The organism is Undibacterium sp. TC9W (genome assembly GCF_049339865.1).
GTDB lineage: Bacteria > Pseudomonadota > Gammaproteobacteria > Burkholderiales > Burkholderiaceae_D > Undibacterium.
On sequence record NZ_JBMPPJ010000009.1, the window covers coordinates 26,430 to 38,037 of the forward strand.

Genomic DNA, 11,608 nt, shown 5'->3' on the forward strand with positions numbered 1-11,608 from the left:
GATGGTGTCGGCGATTTCACCGTTTTCGACTGACATTCTTATCATAGGTGCCGGTCCTGCGGGCCTGGCAGCGGCACTGGCCGCAGCTGAATTGTCATTCACCGTCACTGTGATCGATGAAAACCCCGCACCTGGCGGGCAAATCTGGCGCGGTGGGCCAGGCGCGTGGCGCGACAGGCGGGCGCATGATTTGTGGCAGGCACTGGCAAATTGCCTGAATGTACGCATGGTGTATGGGGTACGCATTGTTGCTGCTATTTCTGACAAGGAGTTTTTGCTGGAGACAGCAGATGGCGCACAAAAGTTAAGCTGGAATAAGTTGATTATCTGTAGCGGTGCCCGTGAGTTGCTCTTGCCTTTCCCCGGCTGGACTTTGCCAGGTGTCACTGGTGCTGGTGGTTTGCAAGCCTTGATCAAGGGCGGTATGCCAGTAGAAGGCAAGCGCGTTGCTATTGCAGGTAGCGGGCCCTTGCTGCTGGCAGTAGCGGAGACAGTCATACGTGCTGGCGGTCAGGTCGTCAGTATCATAGAAACAAAAAGGAGCAAAAATTTACGTCAATTTTTCTGGGCCTTGTTGAAGTCGCACCGCGGCAAGCTCTTGCAGGCACTGAAATTGTTCTGGCAGCTTAAGTTTGTGCATTACCGCCATGACGCTAGAGTGGTCAAGGCACATGGCGAACAACGCCTGCTCGGTATCAGCCTACAGCATGGCGACAATAAAATTGACTTGAGCTGTGATTTGTTGGCTTGTGGATTTGGTTTGTTACCCAATCTGGAAATCGGCACCCTGTTGGGATGCCAGATCAGAGATGGCCGCGTCGTTGTCGATGCCAACCAGGCCAGTTCCCGTGCCGATGTCTGGGTGGCGGGTGAGGCTTGTGGTATAGGCGGTGTTGACAAGGCTTTGGCGGAAGGGCGCATTGCCGGTTTGGCTGCGATAGGACAGTCTGCTGATCAAGATGATATTGCGCGCCGTGCCCATGCCAGGCAATTTGCTGATTTGCTCAAGCAGAGTTTTGCAACAGACGACAGCCTGCGCAAGTTATGCAAGTCAGATACGCTGGTGTGTCGCTGTGAGGATGTCAGTGCAAGGCAATTGCGCGAACATGATGATTGGCGCACCGCAAAGCTGATGACCAGAGCAGGTATGGGCGCATGCCAGGGGCGTATTTGCGGTGCAGCCTGCCAATTCATTTTTGGCTGGGATGCACCGGGCTTGAGACAACCGGTTTTCCCGACAAAAACATCGACTCTCGCTGCTCTGAGTGGTGCAGCGGGTAATGTTGAAGTTGAACAATAAGATTGAAAAACAAGGAAGAATAAAAATGAAACAACTGTATATCAACGGTAGCTGGCATGATGGTGCAAACGTGACTGTAACTCACAGTCCCTCTGATTTAAGTGAGGTAGTTGGCGAATACGCCAGTGCAGGTAATGAACAGGTAGAGCTGGCAATTGCCGCTGCGCGTGATGCTGCAGAAGGCTGGCGTAACTCAGGTGTGCAGCAAAGGGCAGATGCGCTTGATAAGATAGGCACAGAAATCAATGAACGCAAAGCCGAACTCGGCAGTTTGCTGGCGCGGGAAGAAGGCAAGACCCTGCCAGAAGCGATAGGTGAAGTAGGACGTGCAGCAGCCATCTTCAAATTCTTTGCCCAGGAAGCCTTACGTATACGGGGCGACAAACTGGCGTCAGTACGCCCGGGTGTAGATGTCGATGTCACCCGCGAACCGGTAGGTGTCGTCGGCATTATCGCGCCCTGGAATTTCCCCATCGCTATTCCTGCCTGGAAAGTTGCACCGGCGCTGGCTTATGGCAACACCGTGATCCTGAAACCGGCAGAGCTGGTGCCAGGCTGCTCATGGGCCATGGCAGAAATCATCAGCCGTTCTGGTTTGCCAGCAGGCGTATTCAATCTCTTGTCCGGCCCTGGTCGTATTGTTGGTGAAGCCTTGAGCAAAGACAGCAGGGTGGATGCCATTAGCTTTACCGGCTCCGTTGGTACTGGCAGCAGGGTGCTGGCGACTTGCGCCGCGCGACGTGCCAAGGTGCAACTGGAAATGGGGGGCAAGAACCCGCTGGTGATATTGGCAGATGCTGACCTGGATGTAGCTGTTAATGCAGCAATCCAGGGCTCTTACTTTTCTACTGGTCAGCGTTGCACGGCATCTTCGCGCCTGATTGTTGAAGAGAAAATCTACCCGGCATTTGTGGCCGCGATGATCGATAAATTGAAGAGCCTGAAAGTAGGGCATGCCTTGCAGGCAGGAATAGATATAGGCCCGGTAGTCGATAAGTCTCAACTAGACCAGGATTTACGCTATATACAGATAGCCAAAGATGAAGGCGCGAAACTGGCCTTTGGTGGTGAGCGCCTGTCTCGTGATACCGATGGTTATTTCCTGAACCCGGCCCTGTTTGTTGATTGCGATCCTGCCATGCAGCATGCGAGGGAAGAGATTTTTGGCCCGGTAGCGTCCGTCATTCCCGCAAAAAATTATGAGCACGCACTGCAATTGGCAAATGATACTGAATTTGGCCTGACAGCCGGGATTTGCACGACCTCATTGAAATACGCGACTCACTTCAAGCGTCACGCGCGCGCAGGCATGGTCATGGTCAACCTGCCTACGGCGGGGGTTGATTATCATGTTCCATTTGGTGGCAGCAAGGCATCCAGCTATGGCGCCCGTGAACAGGGGAGTGCTGCTGTGGAATTCTTTACTACGATGAAGACCAGTTATACCGGTAGCTGATCTTGTAGTCGCTCTATAGCAGGAAAAAAAGCAGCTAAAGGCTGCTTTTTTCTTTTAGCGCCTATTTTGTCCGTTTTTACCCCATTCCTCCCTCTCTATCACCGTTCAAACCGTGATTTGCGCATTCTGTCGCAAGCCCATGGAAGCGCCAGTTGTTCTTTTATAAGATGCTTACATCGAATCACAGAACACAAGAAATCATCAAATTCACACTTGAGCTAAAGGGAGCCCATCATGACATCTACTAACACATCACGCATCGCCTCACGCATCACCTCAAATAAAGGCATCGCCATCGTACTCCTGTCCATCCTGGTTTTTGCCATGATGATCATGTCGTCTTCTCATGGCGTTGATGTGCAGATTGATGGCGACGGCATTGATGGCGTCGGTGGATTCTTTGACTTCTTTGGTGTCTTGTTCGGTTGCGGCATTGCTGTAGTGGCGGTGGTGTTTGCCCTTGGCCTGACGGGCATGGTACTGGCAGGCGTGGCAATATTGTTATGTGTGATTTTCGCTGTAGTACTGGGTTCGCTGGCATTGGCAATGTTGCCCTTGCTTTTCCCTGTTTTGCTTTTGGTCGGCCTGGTTGCCCTGTTTTCACGCCGTAAAACTGTTTAAAGTAAATGCCAGACTTTGTTATTCCTTTCAAACCGGGCATATACAGGAAGTGTCTCACTTCCTTTTTGCTTTTGGGCCTGGCCCTGTTCCTCTCAGCGTGTGCAACTGGCAACAGGCTGACGCCTGCGCAAGTAGAGTTGTCAGGTGATGGTGGTGAGGTAGCCATAGTGTGGGACTCGATGCCGCGTACTGCACCGTTGCCGCCACTGGATCATGCAGCCTTGCTATTGCCCGTGCATTTTGGCAGCAGTGAAGAAAAAATATTTTACATGCAGCTTGATCTTGGTCATGCTTCAACTGTTTTTTATTCCAATAAATGGAAGGCGATTGCCGAAAAATATCAATTCGTGAATTCTGGCGACAAGCTTGCCGCCATTAATTTTAAACTCGGTGATATGCAGGTGCTGGCAAAAAACATTTCCATCATGCAGCATGAGGGAACAGACATTGACTGGAGCAAGGGAAACATAGAAGTAATCGGCACCATAGGCGCAGATTTGATTGATGGCAGAGTGGTGGTGCTGGATTTCAAGAAAGACATAGTGCAATTCGCCCGTGAACGTCAGGGCTTGCATTCTGCTAATAGTAAATTCCAGCCCTTCAGTTTCTCTGGCCGCAGGATAGTCATGCCTGTTACTTTTGATGGCGAAGAGAAAACAGTGATGTATGACAGCAGTTCCGGCGCTTTGTCGTGGATTAGTAATGAAAAAACGTTCCAGCGATTGGCGAAAAAGGATGCCAGGCCAGCGGCTTTTGCTATTCGTCCATGGGACAAGATATTGACTGCACATACGGTGGAAACCAGCGCCGAGGTAACGGTAGGAGGTATCAGGTTACCGGTGAAAGAAATCAGTTACATTGAGGATGTCGGTTTCTTGCAAGAGCTTGCAATCAGCGGCCTGGGTTCAGCTGGTATGGTTGGGAATAAGCTCTTTCTGGGCAAAAAGCTGATTATCGATACCCGTAAACTGGAAATAGCGCTGGAAGAGTAAATTCTATTTAGCTTTGGACAGATTTGGTACGTAAGATGAATTGCAGAGCCTGCTCTGCCAGTTCATCTATGCTGATGCCAGAACCGCGTCTATACCATTGCGCTGTCCAGTTCAGCGTGCCAAACATCAGCAACTTGTCTATGCGCGTGGGCATGGCCCAATCCCCTGACGCATGCAGGTCCAGGATGACGTTTTCCCACGCGGCTTCATACCTGTCCTTAAGAGCAATGATACGTACGCGTGCCGGTTTGTCGAGTGCGCGCCATTCATACAGCAGTACTGCAATAAAATCATGCTCCGGAGCCAGTAAGGTATTCAGATGGACCTTGACCAAATGCTGAAACGCCAGCCGCGGCGGCAAAGCTGCCAAAGCCAGCTTTTCTATTTCTTCCAGTGATTTTTGCATGCCTTGTTCCATCACGGCGACCAGGATGTCCTGCTTGGTTTTGAAGTGATAAAACCAGCTGCCGGACTGTATCCCCACCGCCGCAGCGATATCGCGTACGGTAGTGTTGTCATAACCCTTTTTCCTGAACAGCTGTGCTGATTTCCTGATCAAATCCTGGCGTATACTTTCTGAGTCATCCAGCACCGGGCGACCGCGTTTCTTTGCAGTTTGTGTACCTGGCAATGCTCGCCCTGTCGTGTCTGTGGTAATTTCTTTAGGCATTGCTATTGGGGATAGTCTTCTAAAAAATGGGATGGCGTGCTTTTCTGATAGCTCTTGATGGTAACCTTAAATAAAGCTGCCATCAATCTGGCCAATAAAAATCAGGCACAAAAGCCTGAGTTCATTACATAGGAGACACAGTATGCAAATCAAACCACGCTGGATGACACCTGAACTGGAGACTTTTCGCGATGCGGTACGGCGCTTTGTCGCTGCCGAAGTGACCCCGCATCAGGAGCATTGGAAAAAACAGCAACATGTAGATCGTGATGTCTGGCACAAGGGCGGTGCAATGGGCATCTTGCTGGCTGATATACCAGAAGAATATGGTGGCTCGGGTGGCAGTTTTGCCCACCAGTCCATTGTGTTTGAAGAATTGACTTATGCGGGTGACATGGCCTTTGGTATCCATGTACATGCCATCGTTGCGCACTATATCTTGAACCAGGGGACAGAAGAGCAGAAACTAAAGTATCTGCCCAAACTGGCCTCAGGTGAAATGATCGCTGCCATCGCCATGTCTGAGCCAGGTGCCGGGTCTGACCTCAAAGGCATACGGACCACCGCCAGACGCGATGGTGACAGCTATGTCATCAACGGTTCCAAAACTTTTATCTCCAATGGTTATATGGCCGACCTGGTAGTGGTCGTCACCAAGACCGATCCTGAAGCTGGTGCCAAGGGCGTGTCACTGATCATGGTGGAAACCAAAGACTGCCCAGGTTACCGGGTTGGGCGCATACTGGAAAAGATAGGGCAAAAGGGCCAGGATACTTGCGAGCTGTTCTTTGATAATGTGCGCGTGCCGCTGGACAGGGTACTCGGTGGGGTCGAAGGCAAGGGTTTTACCCAGTTGATGACTGAACTGCCTTATGAGCGTACGATACTGGGCGTATCCGGCGTCGCTGCGATAGAGCGCGCACTGGATCTGACTATCACGCATACTCGTGAACGCAAGGCCTTTGGTCAGGCCCTGATAGAAATGCAAAATACCCGCTTTGTACTGGCGGAGATCAAGACCGAGGCAACGATAGCCCGTACCTTCATCGACCGCTGTATAGTCGATATGATGGAAGGGCGCATGGATACCGAGCTCGCATCAATGGCCAAATACTGGATATCTGATTTGCAGTGCAAGGTCATAGACCAGTGCCTGCAGTTATTTGGCGGTTATGGTTATATGCTGGAATACCCAATAGCGCAAATGTACGTCGATGCACGGGTACAGCGCATCTATGGCGGCGCCAATGAAATCATGAAAGAAATCATTTCTCGTAATTTATAAACCAGAAAAAAGCGGAGAGCGAAACATGGCTGGACCTTTGCAGGGGATACGTGTCATAGAAATGGTGGGCCTGGGCCCATGCCCTTTTGCCGCCATGATGCTGGCTGACATGGGGGCAGAAGTCATACGCATAGACCGCAAGCTGGCTCCGGGTGCGAATAATCCTTTTCCCATGCTGGGCACCAAATATGATGTCATGGCCAGAGGGCGCCGCTCGTTGGCTCTGGATTTGAAACAGGCAGAAGCGAAAGCCGTCTTGCTGGAGCTCGTAGCGAGTGCTGATATCCTGCTGGAGGGCTTCCGCCCTGGCGTTATGGAAAGACTGGGCTTGGGGCCCGGCGTCTGCCAGCAACGCAACCCAAGTCTCGTATATGGCCGTATTACTGGCTGGGGCCAGGATGGGCCCCTGGCACAGGCGGCGGGCCATGACCTGAATTACATCGCCCTCAGTGGGATGTTGCATGCCATGGGGCGGGCAGATACGCCACCAGCACCACCTTTGAACCTGGTTGGCGATTTTGGTGGCGGTGCCATGATGCTGGCTTTTGGCGTGCTCTGTGCGGCTCTGGAAGCACGCAGCTCTGGCAAGGGCCAGGTGGTGGATGCGGCCATGGTCGATGGTTCAGCCTTGTTGGGCGCGATGATTTATGGCTTCCGTGCCTTTGGCGCATGGTCAGACCAGCGTGGAGCGAATATGCTCGATGGTGGTGCGCATTTTTATGATACCTATGCCTGCGCCGACGGCAAATTCATCTCCATAGGCGCAATAGAACAGCAGTTTTATGCTTTGTTGCTGGAGAGAGCAGGTATCACTGACCCTGCATTCACTGCGCAAATGGATAGCCAGAAATGGCCAGAGCTGAAAGAAAAATGTACAGCGCTGTTCAAGACCAAAACTCGCCAGCAGTGGTGTGATTTGATGGAGGGGACTGACATCTGTTTCGCCCCTGTTCTGGATATGGCAGAAGCGCCTGAACATCCGCACAATCAGGCCAGGGGAAATTTCACTGATGTGGAAGGCATAGTGCAACCGGCACCTGCGCCGCGTTTCAGCCGGACCTCACCAGAAATCAGCAGGCCGCCAGCAGCGCGGGGCCAGCATAGCGCAGAGATTTTGCATGATTGGGGGGTGAGTGAAGAGCGTATCGCTGCTTTAAAAGAAAACCAGGTAATTTGAGACTGCTATTGTTGCTCTATGAGTTTTGCTGCAGCTTCAAATTCAAACTGATGCATGAAGTGCCTGAGTTGTATCATGACATCCTGATTGAACTGGCTGGCAATGGCAGTTTCATTTTCTTCAAACAGGCTTTGTGCATCAGCGTCTGATGCGGCGAGCAGGACGCGCAGATCAGATACGATATTTTTTGCCTCGGCTTCATCGACGATGACTTCTTCATGCTGAGGCAAAATTCCTGGTAATACTATTTTTAATTCATCCAGCACGGCATTGAGCGACTGGGTAAGTGGCCCTAGGGTACTCAGGATAAATTCTCTGTCTTCTTCCTTGCTGAGTTTGTATTCTAGTTCTGCCGCTATTTTTTGCAGTTTCGTCGCACCTATACTGCCTGCCAGGCCTTTGAGCGTATGGCTGAGTCTTTCTGCATTACCGTACTCGCCAATTTGTATGAGTCTGTTTAAATCATGCAGAGTATCAGCCTGGCTTTGCTCAAACCTGTGCAGCATATTAATGTAAAACTCGTGACGCCCGCCCATGTAATGGAGGCCCAGGCTGGTATCGAGTTCATTGAATTGCGGGAATTCCGCATCTTCATCATCAAACACGGTGCTGGTGATGAGGCTGCCGGGTACCGGTAGTTCATGTTCGGTATCCATCCAGTGCGAGACTATGCTGAACAAAGCATCTGGTTGTATAGGCTTGGTCAGATAATCCTGCATGCCTTCACGCATGCAGCGCTCGCGAATGTCACCGACTGCATGCGCAGTCAGGGCGATGATGGGCGTGTCATCCAGACGGGCATCTAATCTGATTTTTGCAGCAGCTTCATGACCATCCATGATAGGCATTTGTAAATCCATGAATATCATGGCGTAATACCCAGATTCATTTGCCATGATGAGGCGTACGGCCTCTTCACCATTGTCGGCAACATCAGCGGTAATGCCTACCATGCTCAGCAATTCGATGGCAATTTGTTGATTGACGGGATTGTCTTCCGCCAGCAAGACACGACGGCCCGCATGATTTTGTGTCGCAATATTGGCGCTATGAGTCACACGTGATTCTGCATGCGAGTCTGATTCACCATGCAGGCTGAAGTCTATTTCCAGCGGCAAGGTGAAGGCAAATGTCGATCCCTGATTCTCCTGACTGTAAACAGCAATCTGCCCGCCCATTAATTCCACCAGACGACGTGAGATGGATAAGCCCAGGCCCGTTCCCCCGTATTTGCGGGTAGTCGAGCCGTCTGCCTGGGTAAACGGCTGGAACAGATTTTGTTGCTGCTCGGTGGACATACCTATGCCGGTATCTCGTACTGAAAATGTCAGATCAGTTGTTGCAGAAGACGTGGGCGATCTTTCGACACTGAGTTCAATTTCACCGCCGCTGGGGGTGAATTTGACAGCATTATTGACCAGGTTGGTCAGTATCTGGCTCAGCCTCAGCGGGTCGCCGCGCAAACGTGAAGGCACTTCTTCAGCAATTCTCACAATGTAGGCGATCTGTTTTTCTATGGCTTTCTGGCTGGTCAGGGTCGATACACTATTGAGCACATCCTTGATGGAAAATGGAATTTTTTCCACATCCAGCATTCCCGCTTCTATCTTGGAAAAATCCAGTATGTCATTGATGATGCCCAGCAGCGATTCGCCAGCATGATGGATCTTGCTGACATAGTCATATTGTTTGGGTGTCAGCCTGGTTTGCAGGGCAAGATGCGCCAGGCCTATGACGGCATTCATCGGCGTCCGGATTTCATGGCTCATATTGGCCAGGAACTCACTTTTCAATTTGGTGGCATCTTCAGCTTTTTTGCGTGCCTGTCTTTCTGTGACGCTTGCCTCTTCGAGTTGTTGCTGAGTCTGACGTAACTCGCGATAGGCATTGGCATTATCCAGCGCAATCGCACCGTAAGAGCAAAGGCTACGAAAGATCAGGCATTCTCTTTCACCATAGGCATATTCACGCGGTGTTTGTATGCTCATCACACCCAGTATACGTTCACCTATGCTCAGTGGTGCAAATAGCAGGCTCAATGTTCCCAGTGTATTTGGCACAACGGGGAAGTCATTTTCTGGCAGCAGTTCGAGCTTGACTTCCCGTCTTTCACGCACACAGCGCGCACTCGACGCGCGCGTATCTGTCAAAGCAACTTCATGGTAAGGGTGGGGCATATTTTCTTCTATGCCAAATGCCTGTGTCAGCGTCTGCCCATCTGCTGACAACATGTAGATGATGAAGGTTGTCGCGTCCAGCAAATCTTTCAGATGATAATGTATGGCTTCAAATACTGCTTCCGGATCAAGGTTGGATGTGATTTCCTGACCTATTCTACCCAGTCGCTCTAGCGTGGTTCCCGCTTCTTGCAAGGTGGCAGCGCGACGGGCTTCAGAAACAGCAATCAATCTTTGTTGTTCTGCTTCTGCCCTGATCAATTCAGTTTCATGTCTGACCTGTGCCATGGCGGTACGGTTATTTGCCTGCTTTTTGCTTTCCCGCTGCTCTGCTGCTATGGCCAACCTTGCATAAAGTAAAGCTTTGTTGCTATCTCCTGCATCAGCCCAGGCATCGCTCAAGGCCATTAGTAATTCTGTGCTGGCATGCCAGCCCTCTGTCAATTCACCTGCTCGCAAAGATTCTTCAAGATAGTGGATGATGGCATTTGGCGCATCCATTTTTTCTGGGCTAGTAATAACGTGACGGGCATGTATTTCAGCGAGGGTCTGATTAAGAGTGACCCCCAGTGCGGTGAACTGGTGCTGGACTATGAAGGATTTTGCCTCAGCGATGGTGGCTAACGCAGCATCTGCCTGGTTTGAGGCTGACAATGCCCTGGCATAGCGTATCAAGGCTTGCGGCAAATCGTCCATGGATTGAGCTGCCCGGAATAGCAGGATTGCTTCGTTAAAACAGGCCAGGGCTCTATTGGTTTCGCCCTGAATTAGCAGACATTCTGCTAATTCCGCATGGGCTATGGCCTTGTTAATTCCCCCGGGCGTTTTTGAGAAGCTATTCAAGGCCTCTTCCAGTATTTTCTGACTACGTTCATACTGGCCCAATTGCCTTAGCAAACTACCCAAATGCGCCATGGCATTGCCTATCAATGCAGGCCATTCTGTTTTACGGGCACGTTCCACAGCCCAGTCAAAGACGCCAGCCGCGCCTTCCAGATCACCGACAGTCTGCATGGATTCACCAGAGTTACCGGCAGAAACGATCGCCAACCTGACCATGCCAGTCTGCCGGGCCAGTTCGCTGGACTGCAGATAATAAACCGATGCCCTGGCTGGTTCACGACGGCCATGAATCACTCCATAGGCTGCTGCCATATGGGCTGCAACTGCAGGATGATCGCGGTGCAGGTATTGTTCGTCAAAATCGGCATAGCGGCGCGAGGCTGCCAACGGATCATAAAATGCCAGTTCATAGATTGCCCAGGATTCAGCAATTGCTACCCTGAGCGTGTCATTTGCCTTGAGATACCAGGTCTTTGCTGCCGCGCATGAACGGGCCTCTCTGCCTGCGTCACCTTGTTCCAACGCGAGGCTCGCGCTGGTGAGGCTGGCATCACCCAGCCCGACGGTATCGCCGAGTTCATTGAATATGGTGATGGCTTGTGCCAGCAATTGCTCGGCAACGGTCAGGTCACAAAATAATGCTGCGATTTCAGCTTCAATCAGGCAAAGCCGTGCATGAAATTGATTTTTGAGTTTTTCGGGGATATTTGCATCTGCAAGGTCGGCTTTGACTGCGATCACCAACTCGCTGGCGCTTTGACTATCCCTTTGCCGCAGATACCAGGCTAAGGTCAGTTGACTGATCAATTTTTCCAAACCTTGCGCTGAAGCCAGCCCGTTGGCAAGCTGGGTCACTTCCTCTTCAGTGGCAAATAGATTCATGGTCGCAGGCGATATAGAATTGATCAAATAATACCTTATGACAAGCTGCTTGACGGATTAAGAAGCGCTCTTTGTTGCAAACTCGACAGGGACTAAACAGAGACGCTGTTTAGTCAGCTACAAAACAGGAACTTTTCAGCAGTCTATGTATCTGATTCCACTAGCTTGATATTCTATTGATATATTATCGCAGTCACATTGATAT

General features: G+C 51.0%; 8 protein-coding genes. 6 read left to right on the forward strand and 2 right to left on the reverse strand.

The genetic code is table 11. From position 1 onward, the window contains the following. Position 1 precedes the first annotated feature (1 nt). From ACO0LN_RS14610 to ACO0LN_RS14625, 4 genes are all read left to right on the forward strand, one after another. Positions 2-1,300: an FAD-dependent oxidoreductase gene (locus ACO0LN_RS14610; protein ID WP_422974952.1), complete on the forward strand. Its 1,299-nt coding sequence runs from the start codon at positions 2-4 to the stop codon at positions 1,298-1,300. A 25-nt stretch (positions 1,301-1,325) separates the two neighbouring features. After that, positions 1,326-2,756: an aldehyde dehydrogenase family protein gene (locus tag ACO0LN_RS14615; protein ID WP_422974954.1), complete on the forward strand. Its 1,431-nt coding sequence runs from the start codon at positions 1,326-1,328 to the stop codon at positions 2,754-2,756. Positions 2,757-2,990: 234 nt separating this feature from the next. Beyond that, positions 2,991-3,377, forward strand: a complete 387-nt coding sequence (locus ACO0LN_RS14620) for a hypothetical protein (RefSeq protein WP_422974956.1) — start codon at positions 2,991-2,993, stop codon at positions 3,375-3,377. 5 nt (positions 3,378-3,382) lie between these two features. Beyond that, complete coding sequence (locus tag ACO0LN_RS14625) at positions 3,383-4,369, forward strand: hypothetical protein (RefSeq protein ID WP_422974958.1); 987 nt, start codon at positions 3,383-3,385, stop codon at positions 4,367-4,369. Positions 4,370-4,376: 7 nt separating this feature from the next. Here the strand turns inward: ACO0LN_RS14625 and ACO0LN_RS14630 are convergent, their stop codons facing one another. Next, complete coding sequence (locus ACO0LN_RS14630) at positions 4,377-5,039, reverse strand: TetR/AcrR family transcriptional regulator (RefSeq protein WP_422974960.1); 663 nt, start codon at positions 5,037-5,039, stop codon at positions 4,377-4,379. 142 nt (positions 5,040-5,181) lie between these two features. On the opposite strand from ACO0LN_RS14630, the gene ACO0LN_RS14635 reads away from it, so the two are divergent. Both ACO0LN_RS14635 and ACO0LN_RS14640 read left to right on the forward strand, forming a co-directional pair. After that, positions 5,182-6,324, forward strand: coding sequence for an acyl-CoA dehydrogenase family protein (locus tag ACO0LN_RS14635; RefSeq protein ID WP_422974962.1), 1,143 nt, complete (start codon positions 5,182-5,184; stop codon positions 6,322-6,324). 25 nt (positions 6,325-6,349) lie between these two features. Then, the gene (locus ACO0LN_RS14640) at positions 6,350-7,501 is read left to right on the forward strand and encodes a CaiB/BaiF CoA transferase family protein (RefSeq protein ID WP_422974964.1); all 1,152 of its coding nucleotides are present in this window, start codon (positions 6,350-6,352) and stop codon (positions 7,499-7,501) included. 5 nt (positions 7,502-7,506) lie between these two features. On the opposite strand, the gene ACO0LN_RS14645 is transcribed toward ACO0LN_RS14640, so the two are convergent. After that, the gene (locus ACO0LN_RS14645; protein ID WP_422974966.1) at positions 7,507-11,403 is read right to left on the reverse strand and encodes an ATP-binding protein; all 3,897 of its coding nucleotides are present in this window, start codon (positions 11,401-11,403) and stop codon (positions 7,507-7,509) included. Positions 11,404-11,608 lie beyond the last annotated feature (205 nt).

Bases quoted from the DNA above. Each gene is read 5' to 3' on its own strand.
- ACO0LN_RS14610 (WP_422974952.1), top strand. From the start codon at position 2: ATGGTGTCGGCGATTTCACCGTTTTCGACTGACATTCTTATCATAGGT.
- ACO0LN_RS14615 (WP_422974954.1), top strand. From the start codon at position 1,326: ATGAAACAACTGTATATCAACGGTAGCTGGCATGATGGTGCAAACGTG.
- ACO0LN_RS14620 (WP_422974956.1), top strand. From the start codon at position 2,991: ATGACATCTACTAACACATCACGCATCGCCTCACGCATCACCTCAAAT.
- ACO0LN_RS14625 (WP_422974958.1), top strand. From the start codon at position 3,383: ATGCCAGACTTTGTTATTCCTTTCAAACCGGGCATATACAGGAAGTGT.
- ACO0LN_RS14630 (WP_422974960.1), bottom strand. From the start codon at position 5,039: ATGCCTAAAGAAATTACCACAGACACGACAGGGCGAGCATTGCCAGGT.
- ACO0LN_RS14635 (WP_422974962.1), top strand. From the start codon at position 5,182: ATGCAAATCAAACCACGCTGGATGACACCTGAACTGGAGACTTTTCGC.
- ACO0LN_RS14640 (WP_422974964.1), top strand. From the start codon at position 6,350: ATGGCTGGACCTTTGCAGGGGATACGTGTCATAGAAATGGTGGGCCTG.
- ACO0LN_RS14645 (WP_422974966.1), bottom strand. From the start codon at position 11,403: ATGAATCTATTTGCCACTGAAGAGGAAGTGACCCAGCTTGCCAACGGG.